Source organism: Cupriavidus sp. CPT47-8839-RL05A (genome assembly GCF_058792255.1).
This window is the reverse complement of sequence record NZ_JBYTEG010000010.1, coordinates 214,819-229,952: the sequence shown is the minus strand read 5'-3', so window position 1 is coordinate 229,952 and position 15,134 is coordinate 214,819. Positions and strand designations below refer to the sequence as shown.

13 protein-coding genes are annotated in these 15,134 nt (G+C 62.8%); 10 read left to right on the top strand and 3 right to left on the bottom strand.

Annotated elements, in window-relative coordinates; all coding sequences use genetic code 11:
- Both AC3WVS_RS14840 and AC3WVS_RS14835 read right to left on the bottom strand, forming a co-directional pair.
- A complete protein-coding gene (locus tag AC3WVS_RS14840) occupies positions 1–3,054 on the bottom strand; it encodes an efflux RND transporter permease subunit (protein ID WP_492319254.1) in 3,054 nt (1,017 codons plus the stop codon).
- On the bottom strand, positions 3,051–4,160 hold the full coding sequence (locus AC3WVS_RS14835; protein WP_492319253.1) for an efflux RND transporter periplasmic adaptor subunit: 1,110 nt from the start codon (positions 4,158–4,160) through the stop codon (positions 3,051–3,053). The genes AC3WVS_RS14840 and AC3WVS_RS14835 overlap by 4 nt, the downstream gene beginning before the upstream one ends.
- A gap of 366 nt (positions 4,161–4,526) precedes the next feature.
- Between AC3WVS_RS14835 and AC3WVS_RS14830 the strand changes: the two genes are divergently transcribed.
- The gene (locus tag AC3WVS_RS14830; RefSeq protein WP_492319252.1) at positions 4,527–5,240 is read left to right on the top strand and encodes a TetR/AcrR family transcriptional regulator; all 714 of its coding nucleotides are present in this window, start codon (positions 4,527–4,529) and stop codon (positions 5,238–5,240) included.
- Between the two features lie 9 nt (positions 5,241–5,249).
- Here AC3WVS_RS14830 and AC3WVS_RS14825 read toward each other — a convergent pair whose 3' ends face one another.
- Entirely contained in the window at positions 5,250–5,897 is a 648-nt protein-coding gene (locus AC3WVS_RS14825) for a TetR/AcrR family transcriptional regulator (protein WP_306848055.1), read from the bottom strand.
- A 334-nt stretch (positions 5,898–6,231) separates the two neighbouring features.
- On the opposite strand from AC3WVS_RS14825, the gene AC3WVS_RS14820 reads away from it, so the two are divergent.
- The 9 genes from AC3WVS_RS14820 to AC3WVS_RS14780 all read left to right on the top strand — a co-directional run bounded on the left by AC3WVS_RS14820 (position 6,232) and on the right by AC3WVS_RS14780 (position 15,129).
- Positions 6,232–6,879: a paraquat-inducible protein A gene (locus AC3WVS_RS14820; protein WP_492319251.1), complete on the top strand. Its 648-nt coding sequence runs from the start codon at positions 6,232–6,234 to the stop codon at positions 6,877–6,879.
- Entirely contained in the window at positions 6,876–7,550 is a 675-nt protein-coding gene (locus AC3WVS_RS14815; protein WP_492319250.1) for a paraquat-inducible protein A, read from the top strand. The genes AC3WVS_RS14820 and AC3WVS_RS14815 overlap by 4 nt, the downstream gene beginning before the upstream one ends.
- Positions 7,534–9,165, top strand: coding sequence for a PqiB family protein (locus AC3WVS_RS14810; protein WP_492319249.1), 1,632 nt, complete (start codon positions 7,534–7,536; stop codon positions 9,163–9,165). The genes AC3WVS_RS14815 and AC3WVS_RS14810 overlap by 17 nt, the downstream gene beginning before the upstream one ends.
- Positions 9,162–9,770, top strand: a complete 609-nt coding sequence (locus AC3WVS_RS14805) for a PqiC family protein (protein WP_492319248.1) — start codon at positions 9,162–9,164, stop codon at positions 9,768–9,770. Before AC3WVS_RS14810 ends, AC3WVS_RS14805 begins: the two co-directional genes overlap by 4 nt.
- A gap of 135 nt (positions 9,771–9,905) precedes the next feature.
- The gene (locus AC3WVS_RS14800) at positions 9,906–10,730 is read left to right on the top strand and encodes a GntR family transcriptional regulator (RefSeq protein ID WP_492319247.1); all 825 of its coding nucleotides are present in this window, start codon (positions 9,906–9,908) and stop codon (positions 10,728–10,730) included.
- Between the two features lie 392 nt (positions 10,731–11,122).
- Positions 11,123–11,671 carry a 2,4'-dihydroxyacetophenone dioxygenase family protein gene (locus AC3WVS_RS14795; protein WP_492319246.1) on the top strand — a complete coding sequence of 183 codons (549 nt, stop codon included), beginning with the start codon at positions 11,123–11,125 and terminating at the stop codon, positions 11,669–11,671.
- A 143-nt stretch (positions 11,672–11,814) separates the two neighbouring features.
- Complete coding sequence (locus tag AC3WVS_RS14790; RefSeq protein WP_492319245.1) at positions 11,815–12,936, top strand: SMP-30/gluconolactonase/LRE family protein; 1,122 nt, start codon at positions 11,815–11,817, stop codon at positions 12,934–12,936.
- 179 nt (positions 12,937–13,115) lie between these two features.
- Positions 13,116–14,369: a CaiB/BaiF CoA transferase family protein gene (locus AC3WVS_RS14785; RefSeq protein ID WP_492319244.1), complete on the top strand. Its 1,254-nt coding sequence runs from the start codon at positions 13,116–13,118 to the stop codon at positions 14,367–14,369.
- Positions 14,362–15,129, top strand: a complete 768-nt coding sequence (locus AC3WVS_RS14780) for an enoyl-CoA hydratase/isomerase family protein (RefSeq protein WP_492319243.1) — start codon at positions 14,362–14,364, stop codon at positions 15,127–15,129. The genes AC3WVS_RS14785 and AC3WVS_RS14780 overlap by 8 nt, the downstream gene beginning before the upstream one ends.
- Positions 15,130–15,134: the final 5 nt, after the last annotated feature.

The following is a 15,134-nucleotide window of genomic DNA, read 5'->3' as shown; positions in this document are numbered from 1 at the left end:
TCAGACGGTCGCAGGACGCTTGGCCCGGTACCAGGTCGCATACAGGGTGGGAAGGAAGACGAGGGTCAGCACCGTGGCAACGGCGAGCCCTCCCATGATTGCCCACGCCATGGGACCCCAGAACACGGAATGGGTAAGCGGCACCATCGCCAGGATCGCCGCCAGGGCAGTCAGCACGATCGGGCGCAGCCGTCGCACCGCGGCCTCGACGATGGCCGTCCACAATGGGACACCCGCGGCCACGTCCTGGTCGATCTGCACGACCAGGATCACCGAGTTGCGGATGATCATTCCGGCGAGGGCGATCACGCCCAGCATCGCGACAAAACCAAACGGAATCCGGAACGCGGCCATGATGATGCTGACACCGATCAGTCCGAGCGGCGCTGTCAGCAAGACCATCGCCATCTTTCTCATATCCTGCAGTTGAAACATCAGCAGCAGCAGCACAGCGATGATCGTCACAGGCATCACCGCGAACACAGAAGCCTGAGCCTTCGCACTCGATTCGTAAGCGCCACCGATCTCGATGCCATAGCCGAGCGGAAGTTCTTTTTCCAGTGCGTCGATCTTCGGTTGCAGTGCACGCGTGACATCAGGTGCCTGCGCCCCGGCGATATCGGCACGAACCGTCAGCGTCGGCACGCGGTTACGCCGCCACAGCTCGCTGTCCTCGCTGTCAAGCGTGAGTCGGGCCACCTGCGAGACCGGCACGAACTTGCCGTCGCGCACGTAGATCTTTGCGTCCTTCAGGTTATTCAGGTCCGTGCGTTCCGCCGCGACGAGGCGCGAGACCACGTCAATGCCCTGGTCTTCCTCGCGGTACTGCGTGATTGGCGTGCCCGACAGCGAAGCCTCAAGGGCCTCCTTGATCTGGCCTGAGCTGACACCCAGTGCACGCGCCTTGTCCTGGTCGACGTCGACCTGCAAGCGCTTGACGCGTTCGCCCCAGTCCTGATTGACCTGGCGCACGTGCGGCTCTTCGCGCATGATTGCGGCCAGCTTCTGCCCGATTGCGCGTACTTTGGCGTTGTCCTGCCCGTACACGCGGAACTGCACCGGATAACCGACTGGCGGGCCGTTTTCCAGTCGATTGACGCGGCCGCGCACATTGGGGAATTTCTCGTCGAACAGCTTCTCGAGCTTCTCCTTCACCCGCTCCCGTGCCTCGCCGCCCTTCGTCATCACCAGCATCTCGCCCAGATTCAGATTGGGCGTCTGCACGTCGAGGGGCAGGTAGAATCGCGGCGCACCGTTGCCAACAAAGCTGGTCACCGCCGCAATGTCCGGATCGCCCTTGAGCAGGCCTTCCAGCTTCTGGACCTCGCGTTGACTCGCCTCGAACGTCGAAGCCTTCGGCATCCACAGGTCCACGATGAGTTCGGGCCGGTCAGACGCCGGAAAGAACTGCTGGGGTATTGCCTGGAACAGCAGCAGTGAGCCGATGAACGCAGCAACCGTGATGCCGAGCACCCACACGCGCTGCTTCAGGCAGAAGTCGATGAACCGGCGGAACCTGACATAGAAGCCGCGCTGGTAGACCGCGTCCTCGTCATGCGAGGCGTGCGCATGCTCCTTCAGGAGCTTGAAGCCGATGTAAGGCGTAAAGAGGACGGCCACGACCCATGACAACACCAGCGAAATGCCCACCACCTGGAACAGGGAGTACACATATTCGCCCGTGCCCGACTTCGCAAAGCCGACCGGGAGAAAGCCCGCCGCCGTAATCAGCGTCCCGGTAAGCATGGGGAAAGCCGTGGCAGTGTAGGCGTAGGTGGCGGCGCGGAACTTGTCCCAGCCCTGCTCCAGCTTCAGCGCCATCATTTCGACGGCAATGATGGCGTCGTCCACCAACAGTCCCAGCGCAATGATCAGCGCGCCCAGCGAGATGCGCTGCAGCTCGATGCCCATCATGTACATCGCCAGGAAGGTCATGGCCAGCACGAGCGGGATGCTGAGCGCGACCACCAGCCCGGTCCGGAAGCCCAGCGACAGGAAGCTGACGACGAGCACGATGATCACTGCCTCGGCCAGACTCTTCTTGAATTCGAATACAGAATGCTCGACGATACGCGGCTGGTCGCTGACCGCGTGGATCTGAACGCCCACCGGCAAGTTGGACTCGATGCGCTGGATCGTTTCATCCAGCTTTGCGCCCAGCCGAATCACGTCGCCGCCCTTGCGCATGCTCACCGCCAGGCCGATCGCCTCATTGCCGTTGAAGCGCATCCTCGAGGTGGCCGGCTCCACAAAGCCCCGGCGGACGTCGGCAATATCGCCGAGACGGAAGGTACGCTGGCCGGCACGGATGCCGATGGCGCGAATCTTTTCGACCGAGTCGAACTCGCCACTGACAGCCAGCCGTACTTGTTCCGCCGATGTTTGCACCGTCCCGCCGGATGTCACGGCATTGGTTTGTGCAAGCGTCGATGCGATCAGTGCCGGGTCGATACCCAGCGAGGCAAGCTTGGCGGTGGAGACTTCCACATAGATCTTCTGTTCCTGCTTGCCTACGAGGTCGACCTTGTTGACGTCGTCGACACGAAGGAACTCATTACGCGCGGCGTCCGCAATCCGTCTCAGGTCGTCATAGTCGAAGCCATCGCCCGTGATGGCATAGAGGTTACCGAACGTGTCGCCGAACTCGTCATTGAAGAACGGGCCCTGCGTACCCTGAGGCAAGGTATGCCGGATGTCGCCCATCTTCTTGCGGACCTGGTACCACACATCCGGCACGGCCTCTGGTGGTACATTCTCGCGCAGGTTGACCTTGACCTGCGTTTCGCCCGGCTTTACATAGGTGGACGTATAGTCGATCTCCGCGACCTCTTGCAGCTTGCGCTCGATCTTGTCGGTGACCTGGTCGGCCATCTGCTGGGCGGAGCTGCCCGGCCAGTACGCCTGCACAACCATGGTCTTGATCGTGAACTCGGGGTCTTCCTTCTGGCCCAGGCTGCCGTATGCGAGCGCGCCGGCCACTGACAACAGCAACAGCAGGAACGCGACCATTTGCTGGTGCTTCAGTGCCCATTCGGACAGGTTGATACCTTTCACTTCGCACCTCCAGCCTTGGCGAGCGTTACCGTCTCGGCCACCTTCACCTGCTGGCCAGGCTGCAGCATGTGCACGCCGGCACTTACCACGGTCTCTCCACCCGCCAGTCCCCCAACCACGATGACGCTGTCGTTCTGCGCCGCGCCCAGCTTGACTTCACGCGATATCACCCGCGACGTCTTAGGGTCGACCACCCATACCTGGCGGCCACGTTCATGGTCGACGATGGCGGTCAGCGGAACGCGGATTACGCCGCTGCCGTCCACGTCGGGTGCGATCACCGACGCTGTCATGCCTAACCGCAGCACTTCCGGATCCGCCTCCTGAATCGAGATGCGCGCCGAGTACGTCCGGGTTACGCTGTCCGCGTCCGGCGCAAGCTCGCGGAGCTTGCCCGTCCAGGACTTGTCCGGCTGCGCCCACACCGTAATCGTCAGCGTCGGTGCCTTGCGCAGTTCGTCGACGCGCGACTCCGGAATGCTGATCGAGATCTCGCGTTCGCCGTCGGCTGCGACGGTGGCGATCGTCTGCCCAGCTGAAACCACCTGGCCAGTTTCCGCGTTGATTGCGCTGACCACGCCATCGCGGTCTGCTACGAGCGTGGTGAATCCGCGCATGTTGGCATTCAGCTGCTGGCGCGCCTGTGCCGAACGCAGTTGTGCTTCCGCCTGGTTAAGCGCCAGCCGCTGCTGGTCCAGCTCGGCTTGCGAGGCAAAGTTCTGGGCGAGCAGTTGCTCGGTACGCCTGACGTCCACCCGCGCCTGCGCTACCCGGCTTCTTGCCGCATCAACCTCCGCGCCCGCGGCGGCTACCTGCAACGATTCCTGCGTGGTGTCGAGCTGGAACAACGGCTGGCCGCGCTTGACATGGCTGCCGACTTCCACCATGCGCGCGACGATCTTGCCGGCGGTGCGGAATCCCAGCTGACTTTCGTAACGCGCACGAATCTCGCCTGAATAGGTCGCACCGACCGACCCGGCGGTGCGCCCGGCGACCACTGTCCGTACTGGCCTCACGTCCTTGCGTTCGGGTTCCGGACCCGGTGTGCACGCGGCCAGATGTGCCGCGATGATGGTAAGAGCTGCCGCTCGAAGGTTCCTGTTCAATTTCTGCGCTCCACTAAGGTCCGTCGCTCTCCTGCGAGTCATCAGCGATCCACGTCATCGAGCCGCTGTGTTCGGACTCGTGCTGGCGTCATTGACGGCAGGCCTGTTCGGGCTTTCGCCCTTCCTGAGAGTTCGAAGTCTACGTCATACTGACTTATTTGTCATGATGACGTACAATTTATTTGTGTGTGTGAGGACGGATCGACTTTGAGGTCCCGGACCGCATGAGACGAAGAAGCGCGCGCCGCAAGAATGCGGTGCGCTACCACAATGGCTATACCCGAGGGTGCGACTACATAGGCTGAGACGCAGGAGGACCCGCGCGCGGCGTTGTCGACGCATTAACCATGAGGAGAGAACAGTTCAATGACCCCGATGCAGACGCGATTCGCAGCGGAATTAGACCCGTGGAAGACTGGCGATCACCGTCAGCGCGTCGCGGCAAAGCGGCGGCAGCGTATGCGCTCGCTGTTGCTGAACAGCGCGATGCGACTGATGCTGGACAACAGCGCCGCGACGCCATCCATCGACGACATCATCTCGGCAGCACGGGTTTCACGCGGAACGTTCTACAAGTACTTTCCGTCGTCTGACGCGATCGTGCGGGAGCTTGTCGGGAAGATGGCTGAACAGTGGGTGCGGGCGGCCGACCCCATTGTGCGCGACCATGACGACCCGGCCGAGCACATCGCCAGGGGAATACGGCTGGCGTCGATACTGACGGTACACCAGCCGGGTGTGGCTGGCATCCTTGGCCGGCACGGATGGGCGGGCTACCACGCGCCGAATATGCTGGAGTTTGTCCGGAGGGACATAGAGGAAGGCGTTCGTCGCAATCGCTTCAAGCGCATGCCGATCGCCCTTGGCTTCAATATCGTTGCCGGAGCCGCAATGAGCGCAATGCAGAGCATGCTTGACACCGAATGCCGCGAAGACTTTTCGGAGCTCGCCGCTGCCGTGGCATTGCGCGCCCTGGGCGTGGAGGAATCAGCGGCCGATGCGATATCCAGGTCGCCACTGCATGCGAGCGAAGCGCTGTTCGATGGCTTGCTCGCGGAAGCGATCAGCGATTTGCCGTAGCGCTGGCTGCTAGCTGGAGGGCTCGGCCCTGGCGGCGAGCTTCCCCTGGGCCTTTTCGAGCAATGATTCCGGCGGGGCCACCAGTTTTGGCAAAGGAGCGGAGGTCAACCGTACCGCACTCGCTGCAGGCACGCCGAGCGACCGTAACACCGCCCGGACAATCCGTTCGGGATAATCCCTTGGTGTTCTTCCCTTGGCCATGCGGTGAACGGCGATCAGCCCGGCACCGGCCACCATGTCCAATGCCACGTCGGCCGCAGTCTCGTCAAAGGTGCCCGTCTTCAGGCCTTCCTTGATATCCGTGGGCAGGTATTCGTAGACGGCAGCACTCTTGCTGCCGACCAAAAGCAGGCCCGTACCGGAAAGAAATTGCGCCAAGACAGGATAGGAGCGCGCAAGGTGCAGGTATAAGCGAATCCCCGTTGCGACCCGCAACGCCGGGTCCTCGATTTCGCCGACCACGCTCTCGATCATTTGCACCATGTCGTGACTGAGCGCGTCGCCGACAGCCGCCAGCAGATCCTCGTTAGTACGGAAGTAGTTGTAGAAGGAACCTTGCGAGACGCCAGCTGACGCGATGACTTCCGGGATCACGCTGGCTCCGACACCCCTTTGCGCAAAAACGATCATCGCGCTTTCAATGAGACGTTTGCGCATCCGTTCACGACGTTCTGCGGCAACGCGAGGACGATGGTCTTTGGGATCAGGAACGGCAGGCATCTTCAGTTAGAGGACCTTATGTGACGACGCGATTATATCAATACGCCGCTTCAACGCCGCCCACATGGCGTACGTCATATTGGCGGCAGCGGCGCCCGTGCCCTTCTTATAACATACAATGTGTCATGATGACACGACAGTCATTATGTGAAAGAATGCGGAACTCATGAAAGATTCCGGTGCGCGCACGCGCTGCTTGCCTCACACAACGAGGCCGATCATTTTCCCCAGGACACCTGTGCATCAGAACCACGCCTCGCTGCCAGTTGCCATGCAGAATCCCGACAAGCTGGTGGCATGCGAGCATTGCGACGCACTCCATACGCGCGCGGCGCTGAAACAGGACGAACGTGCCACGTGCCTGCGCTGCGGCGGCGCGCTGTATCGCGACAGTTCGCGAGCCTATCGCCGCTTGCTGCCGCTCGTGGTGACTGCCTTGATCCTGCTCCTGGTTTCAAACGCGTACCCCATCGTCGCCATGGATCTCAAGGGCTCGCGCATGGAGACCACGCTATGGAGCGCGGTACAGGCCCTCTTCGCGGACGACATGGCGCCGGTGGCGATGCTCGTGTTCGCCACGACCATCCTGTTTCCGCTCGCCGAGTTGCTGATGATGTGCTACCTGCTCGTGCCGATGGCGCAGGGGCGCACGCCAGCCGGGTTCGAGCGCATCTTGCGCGGCATTTGCCGCACGCGGCCGTGGGGCATGATCGAAGTGTTCATGATCGGCGTGCTGGTTACGCTGGTGAAGCTGTCGACCATAGCGCAGGTGGTGCCTGGCGTCGCGCTCTGGTCGTTCGGCGCCCTGGTGGTCGTACTGGCCGTCATCCTGTCGTTCGACCCGCGTGAACTCTGGCACCACCTCGATGCGCACGATGCAGATGAAGTACCGGCCTGCCCGCGGGATGCCGTGTCATGACCGCGTCTCAGTCGCCCCACCCCACCGCCACCTCGCGCGGACTGCTGTCGTGCCACACGTGCGACCGGCTCAGTCCGATGAGGCTCGAGGCCGAACCGTGTCCGCGCTGCGGCACCGTACTGCATCATCGCAAGCCGGCCAGCCTGGCGCGCGCCTGGGCCTTCCTGTTGGCCGCCTACCTGCTGTATATCCCGGCCAATCTGCTGCCGATCATGGTGACGCAGTCAATCTTCGGCACGCAGCGCGACACCATCATGTCCGGCGTGATCTACCTGTGGTTGTCCGGCTCATACATGCTGGCAATCGTGGTGCTGATCGCCAGCATCGTCGTCCCGTTGCTGAAGATGATGATCCTGACCTTGCTGCTGCTATCGGTGCGCCGCGGATCGACCTGGCGCATCCGCGAGCAGACCAGGCTCTACACCCTGGTCGAAGTCATCGGCCGGTGGTCCATGCTCGATATCTTCGTGGTGGCACTGCTGGCATCGCTGGTGCGTGCCGGGGCGCTGGCCACGATTACGCCCGGTGCCGGAGCCCTGGCCTTTGCCTCGGTTGTCGTACTGACCATGCTCGCGTCACTGAGCTTTGATCCCCGTCTGCTGTGGGATGCGCTCGGGACGTCGCCCTCCCCCATCGAATTACAGCACTCCGATAATGCCCGAACACGTTAAACATCCTCCGCCCAACGATATACCGCAGCCAGGACGCAAGCCCCCCGCGCGCTGGCTACCCTCCCTCGTCTGGGTAATCCCGATCGTTGCCGCCGTGGTCGGACTCTCGCTGCTGATCAGCACGCTTGCGTCGCGCGGGCCCGAGATCACCGTCACATTCCGCACTGCCGAAGGCCTGACGCCAGGCAAGACCGCCGTGCGCTACAAGGACGTCGATATCGGACTGGTCAAGACGGCACGGCTGGCAGCGGACCGTTCGCATGTGATCGCGACGATTGCGCTGACCAAGGACGCCAAGAATTTCGCCGTGGCCGACACACGATTCTGGGTGGTACGACCCCGCTTTGCCATGAGCGGGGTCTCGGGACTGGAGACGCTGCTATCGGGCGCATATATTGGCGTGGATGCTGGCAAGTCGGGCGAGACGAAGCACAGCTTCACCGGGCTCGAAAATCCGCCGGTCATCACCACTGACGCCTCCGGCAGGCAGTTCGTGCTGCGTGCGCAGGACCTGGGCTCGCTCGACATCGGCTCACCGGTCTACTATCGTCGCGTACGGGTCGGCCATGTGGTGGCGTACCAGCTCGAACCGAACGGCCGCGACATCACGCTGCGGGTCTTCGTCGACAAGCCCTATGACAAGCTCGTTTCCGCCGATACGCGCTTCTGGCATGCCAGCGGTGTCGACCTCAAGCTCGACGCGAACGGACTGAAGTTGTCCACGCAGTCGCTGGCCACCGTGATGCTTGGCGGCGTAGCCTTCCAGGCTCCGGACCACTCCACCGCGCATGCCCCCGCCGCCGAGAACACCGAGTACCTGCTGGCGGCGGACCAATCCGAAGCCATGAAGGAACCGGACGAACTCGCCCCCGCGCTGGCAGTACTCAACTTCGATCAGTCCGTGCGCGGCCTGTCGCCCGGTGCGCCGGTCGATTTCCGCGGCGTGACCGTCGGGCAGGTGCGCTCGATCGGTATCGAATACCAGCGTGACAAGAAGGCCTTCCGCATGCCCGTGGTGGTGGAGCTCTATCCGTCTCGCATGGGTCTTCGCGAGAAGGACGTCGCTGACGACATGCGCAAGCGCGCCATCGTGCATAGCATGGTACAGCGCGGCATGCGTGCGCAGTTGCGCACCGGCAACCTGTTGACCGGACAGATGTATGTGGCACTCGATTTCTTTCCGAAAGCGTCCTCGCCGGTTGATCTGGATCTCAACGCATCGGTGCCTGAACTCCCCACCACACCGGGTACCTTCGATGAACTGCAGGCCAAGCTTGGCGACATCGTGACCAAGATCGGCAAGGTGCCGTTCGACCAGATCGGACAGGACGCGCGCACGGCGATGGTGTCGATGAACAAGATGCTCGTCAAGGCAGACAAGCTCGTGGCACAGGTCAATGGCGATGTGGCACCACAGGTGGTCGCCGCGCTGCAGGATATGCGCCGTACGCTCGACACGGCCAATGGCGCGCTGGCGCCCGACGCATCGCTGCAACAGGATACGCGCCGGATGATGCAGGAACTCACACAAACAGCCGTCTCGCTGCGCATGCTCACCGATTATCTCGAGCGGCATCCCGAAGCGCTCCTGCAAGGCAAGAGGGAAGAGAAATGATGAAACGTCTGACGATGCTCGTTACGCTGGCCGCCGCGGCCACGACCCTGATGAACGGCTGCGCGTCGCCCGAAGCGCGCTACTACACGCTGGCGGCCAGTCGCTCCGACGCTGCGCCGGCCGTGACCGCGCGACCCAGCCGTAGCGGCGACCCACTATGGATCGAAGTCACGCCGGTGCGCGTGCCGGAGCGCCTGAACCGCATTCAGCTGGTGGTGCGTGACGGAAACAACGGTGGCCTCAAGCTGTCCGACACCTCGCGCTGGACGTCGCCATTCCCCAACGAGCTGCGCGATGCGCTGTCGCAACAACTGCAGGCGAGCCTCGATGCGGTGGACGTCTACCAGCGCGGCCTGTCGGCGACGCAGCCGGCATTCCGCGTGACGACCGATGTGGTAGCCCTCGACGCCGACGTGGGCAATCGGGCAGCGGCGACCATCGCCTGGACCGTGCGGCGGCTGCCGGACGGCAAGGTCCTGAGCGGCCGCACCGAAGCAGAGGTGCCCGCGCCCGGGCAGGTGGAGGGCGTGGTGAAGGCGTATCGGGAGATCCTCGCAGCCACCGCGGCCGATATAGCTGTCGGCGTGCAATCACTAAACCGCTAGACGTGAAACGCTCCGCACCCGATGCCACCGCTCCACGTCTCGACGCTACCGCTTCCAGCCGACCGACGGCTGCAAGCTAAACGCCTCCCCGTTCTTCTGGTGCATACTCCAATGTTCTGAATGTCAGGCAATGGAATGATGGACGATCGAACCACGGGGCTTGAGAGGGCAGAGCTGTCGGCTGAACGGGGCGTTGCGCAATATCAGCGGCTGGCTTCGTTGCTGAGGCACCGGATCGCAAAGGGGGAGTATCCGCTCGGCATGCTGCTGCCGCCGATCACGCAGCTCGCGGCTGACCTGGGCGTGGCCGTCGTTACCGTCCGGCAGGCGTATGAGCTGCTTTCCAAGGAGGGGCTGATTCGTAGCCAGCGAGGCATCGGGACCCACGTGGCGGCCCGGCCGGCCGCCACGGGCGACCTCGAACTGGCGATCAACGATCCGTTCGCCGTGCCTGAGGCGCTCGCCTTTGAGGTACTCGAGGTCCGGCGCGGCACCGGGGTGCCGCAGGAACTGCTCGGACCGGGCGACCGGTCGGACGGCGAATACGTCTGTGTCCGAAAGCTGCATACCTATTCCGGCGAGCCGTTCTGCTACGCGGAGATCTATGTGTTGGCGCCGGTCTTCGACGCCTTGCCCAAGGACACCGCCAGGAACAAAAAGCTTCTCGCCGCGTTGCTCGATGAACTGGGCTCGCGGGGCAAACGGGTGCGACAACGCACGACCGTGATGCCGGCAGATTTCCCCCTGTGCGACATGTTGAAAATCCCGTTCGCCACACCCGTCGCGAAGATGTCGCGACGTCTTCTTGATGGCAAAGGCAGCGTGCTCTACGCAGGCGTCACATGGTATCGGGGTGACCGCTACGTCTCCGAAATTGACATCCCCGCGTCCGCATTGAAGGCGGTGCCCGCCATTACCGAACCCCAACGCCGGGCCGCTGGCGAGCGCAAGCAAGGCTAAAGCCCCCTTCGTTCAGCCTTTAGCTTAAACAAGCGGCAGAAAGATCATCCCAGCTGTGGTGCGCTTCTTCATCTCCCGGTACACGCTCGCCACGGCTACCCTGACCGGCCTCTACAAACGCTAGATGTCGCGGCTGTCCCTAGGGTAAACAAGGGGCAGAAAAAATCTTCCTCACCCTCTAAACTTCCAACATTAGAACTTTAGTAGTTTTCCAGTGACATGTAGCCCCGCGACGGTTAGCCAGGCTTCACCGTCGCGCTGGGCGCTTCTATTCCTCCGGCGCGTTCCCGCGGTAGCTCTGAGTTTCCCGCCGGACCGGCGTGCCTCATATGTCTCGTCAAAGGACGGCTTCCTTCCACTGATCCACATCCTCTAACAAACGGAGACCACTCATGACTGCAAAAATTCTTACGCAGCCCACCACCTCCACCGGCGCCAAGCTGCCGCTGCCAGCCCTGCCGCAGGACAAACTCCTGACCGTCAATATCGAGCAGATCCCGCTGATCAAGGATGTCTTTCCGGGCATCCACATCAAGCCGCTGCGCCTGGACCCGGAGCGCGGAGAGTGGGTCTTCATGGCCATCGTGGAACCCGGTTGTTCCCTGCCGATTCACTACCACACCGGTACGGCGCAGGTATGGACAATCCAGGGCTGCTGGAAGTATCGCGAGTACCCTGACCAGCCGCAGACGGCCGGCTCCTACCTGTACGAACCCGGCGGCTCGGTGCACACCTTCTACACCCCCGAGGACAACACCGAGGACACGATCACCATCGCCTGGATCGAAGGCGCGCAAGTGAGCTTCAACGAGGACGGCACGTTCCACTCGCTCAATGATGCACTCTCGATCCAGTACGCGATCCAGGCTCTCGCGGCGGCCCGCGGCATCGGACCGGTGCCCTACGTCCGCGGCAACGGGACCGACGTTATCGAGCGATAAGAAGCGACTGACACCAAGACAGGCCGCTCGCCGGCCTGCGCGGTGCCGTTCCTCTGCTCCTTACAGGCCAGCGTGTACGACACCGATCAGATCAATCAGTGACGATCCATCAATCTGCGAGATCGAGAGAGTGCAAGATGAGAATGATCAAAGCCGAGAGGATGTCGATACTGCCGATGCTGATGTTGCTCGTGTTGCTGGCGACGCCGCTAGCCGCAAGAGCGTGGGAGCGCGGCAAGGTTGAGACATTCGCAACGTTGCCTGCTGGCGAGGCGCATCCCGAGGGGATCACCGTGGACCGCGAGGGCAACGTCTACGTCGTCACGGTGGCGGCGAACAAACCTAGAACGAGCGAGGGCACGCTGCTTGTATTCGATCCGCGGGGCAAGCACCAGCGCACCGTCACCATCAAGGGCTCGAGCAGATTGTTGCTTGACCTCGGCTTCCATCCCCGGACGGGTCAATTGCTCGTCGTCGACTACAAGGGCGCCAAGGTCCTGAGCGTCGATCCCAGGACGGGTGCCTCGTCCGTGTTCATGACGGTCACCGGCAAGAACCCCGGCCTCGACGGGTTGACGTTCGATCCCGCCGGAAACGTCTACGTGACCGACGCCCACCAGGGCATCATCTGGAAAGTCGGACCCGATGGCGGCGAAGCGTCGGCATGGGTCACCACCCCGCTGCTGAAGCCCACGCGGATACCGCCGTCCATCGGCGCCAATGGCCTGGCGTTCAACAACAAGAAGACGGCCTTGTTCGTTGCCAATACGGCGAACGACATCGTTGTCAGGATACCGGTGACCGCCCCAACGTTCGAGCCCGGCACCCCTGAAGTCTTCGTCAACCGGATCGGCGGCGGACCGGACGGCCTGATCATCGACGAGCACGACAACCTCTGGATCGCGTGCAACCAGTCCAACGAGATTCTCGTGCTCGAGCCGACGCAGGGCCGGGTGATTGCCAAGCTCGGCGATTTCGGTGGCATCGATCGCAATGGCACGCCGATCGGCTTTCTCTGGTCGAACAGCCTCGTCTTCCATGGCGACGACATTCTGGTCACCAACCTCTCGCTCGATGTCGAGACTGCGCTGTCGCAGCTCAGTGACGAGCTTGGCCTGGCGCATCTCGTGCCGAGGAATCTGCGCACCATCGATGGGCCGTGGGCGCGCCAGGTGAAGACCCACACCATCTCGAAAATCAAGAGGCCGATACCAGAACGGCTTGCGCTCGACCGCGGTCCACGTCAACAGGATCCTGGTCGCTGAGGACCGCGCGACGCACGACACCGGTCGACGAATGCTTGCAGCCGATGATGGTGGACGAATTCAACTGTACCCGACCCATGACCGATGCATTGTTGCAAGCCCGATGTCGCGGCCGATCGGCACAAAACGGCGGCCTCCGGGCCAGCCGTCATACATTGCCCCACCAGGATGAAAAGGATATGAAGAAAGAGGAGAAAACGGGGCCGCTGGCCGGCGTGAAAGTCGTCGACATCACGTCAGTATTCATGGGGCCTTCTGCCACCCAGATGCTGGCTGACCTGGGCGCCGACGTGATCAAGGTCGAGCCTCCGGGCGGAGACAGTACGCGCGGCATCGGTCCCTGTGGCGATGAAAAGATGGGCCCGCTATTCCTGGGCCTGAACCGCAACAAGCGCAGCATCGTGCTTGACCTGAAAGCGCCCGCGGGGCGGGAAGCCCTGCTTTGCCTGGTACGGGATGCCGACGTGCTGGCCTACAACGTGCGCCCGCAGGCGATGCAGCGGCTGGGGCTGGACTATGAAACGCTGTCGGCCATCAATCCGCGCCTGGTCTATGTCGGCATGTTCGGCTTTTCGCAGCGAGGACGCTACGCGCCCCAGGCTGCCTTCGATGACCTGATCCAGGCCGCAACCGGCCTGCCGCTGGCCGTTTCGCTGGGCAGCGGCGACAGTCCCCGGTATCTGCCAATCACCATCGCGGATCGCTCAGTGGGGCTCTATGCTTTCGGCGTGATCTGTGCCGCCCTGTATTCGCGCATGAGCACCGGCAAGGGCCAGCGCGTTGATGTCCCCATGTTCGAGACCATGGTTCCCTATGTGATGGGAGACCACCTGTATGGCGAGACCTTCGTCCCGCCAAAGGGAGGCTTCGGCTATCCGCGCCTGCTCTCGCCCGAGCGGCGTCCGTACCAGACGAAGGACGGACATGTCTGCTGCCTGATCTATCACGATCATCATTGGCGAGCCTTCCTCCGGGTCATTGGCAAGCCGGAGTTGTACGACACCGATCCGCGCTTCGCCAACATCAACACCCGCACCGCACACATCACCGACCTGTATGCCATGGTCAGCGACGAATTGGCCAAGCGCACCACCGATGAATGGCGCACCCTGCTCAAGGAGGCCGATGTTCCGGTCTTTCCGATGCACACGTTCGAGTCGCTGCTGGACGATCCCCATTTGCAGGACATCGGATTCTTCAGCGAATCGGAACACCCGGCCGTCGGGCGTATCCGGGAGATGGGCGTGCCCAGCGAATGGCATGGCACCCCGCCGACAAGCCGCCGCCATGCACCCGGCCTGGGTGAGCACAGCCGTGAGGTACTGCGTGAGGCCGGGTACGACGACACCGCCATCGATGCGCTGTACGCGTCGGGCATCTTGGGAGATGGGCCGAAAGCGCGCCCCGCCAAAGGAGAAACCAGGCATGAGTGAAGAGTTGCTGAGCGAGGTCCGGGGCGCAGTGCTCTACCTGACCATCAACCGCCCGGAGCGCCGCAATGCCATCACGCCGGGCGTGGTGCAGGGACTTCGCGACGGCATTGTGCGCGCCGATCGCGATGCCGACATCCGCGCCGTGGTCATTACCGGAACGGGCGAGCAGGCGTTCTGCGCCGGCGCCGATCTGCAGACCGGCAAATCCTTTGCCTTTGATTACGCCGAGCCCTACCTGGGGATGGCGGATCTCTTCCGCTGCGCCAGGCAGTCGACGGTGCCGCTGATCGCTCGCGTCAACGGCGCCTGCATGGCAGGCGGCATGGGGCTGATGGCGATGTGCGATCTGGCGATCGCCAGCGAAGGCGCCCGCTTCGGCCTGCCGGAGGTCAAGCTGGGCTTGTTCCCGGCGCAGGTCCTGAGCGTGCTGCAGCACCTGGTGCCACGTCGCACGCTCACCGAATTGTGCCTGTGCGGCGAGCCACTGTCCGCGAGGGAAGCGCTGGCCGCGGGTCTCGTCAACGATGTCAGCGACGATCTCGACGCCAGACTGGACTTGCTGCTGACCCGCCTGCTGAACAATTCGCCCGCCGCCATCCGGCGAGGGCTGTACACGCTCAAGCATATGGAAACCATGTCGTTCGAGCAGTCCATGGCGTTCACGGAAAGCCAGATCGGGCTGTTTGCACTGACCGAGGACGCGCGCGAAGGCCAGTTGGCATTCCGCGAGAAGCGCCAGCCCATGTGGACTGGCAGATAGGGAGA

Excerpts from the sequence above, each read along its gene's own strand:
- AC3WVS_RS14810 (WP_492319249.1), top strand. The coding sequence starts at position 7,534 with ATGCCCGAACACGTTAAACATCCTCCGCCCAACGATATACCGCAGCCA.
- AC3WVS_RS14805 (WP_492319248.1), top strand. The coding sequence starts at position 9,162 with ATGATGAAACGTCTGACGATGCTCGTTACGCTGGCCGCCGCGGCCACG.
- AC3WVS_RS14790 (WP_492319245.1), top strand. The coding sequence starts at position 11,815 with ATGATCAAAGCCGAGAGGATGTCGATACTGCCGATGCTGATGTTGCTC.
- AC3WVS_RS14800 (WP_492319247.1), top strand. The coding sequence starts at position 9,906 with ATGATGGACGATCGAACCACGGGGCTTGAGAGGGCAGAGCTGTCGGCT.
- AC3WVS_RS14820 (WP_492319251.1), top strand. The coding sequence starts at position 6,232 with ATGCAGAATCCCGACAAGCTGGTGGCATGCGAGCATTGCGACGCACTC.
- AC3WVS_RS14785 (WP_492319244.1), top strand. The coding sequence starts at position 13,116 with ATGAAGAAAGAGGAGAAAACGGGGCCGCTGGCCGGCGTGAAAGTCGTC.
- AC3WVS_RS14825 (WP_306848055.1), bottom strand. The coding sequence starts at position 5,897 with ATGCGCAAACGTCTCATTGAAAGCGCGATGATCGTTTTTGCGCAAAGG.
- AC3WVS_RS14830 (WP_492319252.1), top strand. The coding sequence starts at position 4,527 with ATGACCCCGATGCAGACGCGATTCGCAGCGGAATTAGACCCGTGGAAG.
- AC3WVS_RS14780 (WP_492319243.1), top strand. The coding sequence starts at position 14,362 with ATGAGTGAAGAGTTGCTGAGCGAGGTCCGGGGCGCAGTGCTCTACCTG.
- AC3WVS_RS14795 (WP_492319246.1), top strand. The coding sequence starts at position 11,123 with ATGACTGCAAAAATTCTTACGCAGCCCACCACCTCCACCGGCGCCAAG.
- AC3WVS_RS14815 (WP_492319250.1), top strand. The coding sequence starts at position 6,876 with ATGACCGCGTCTCAGTCGCCCCACCCCACCGCCACCTCGCGCGGACTG.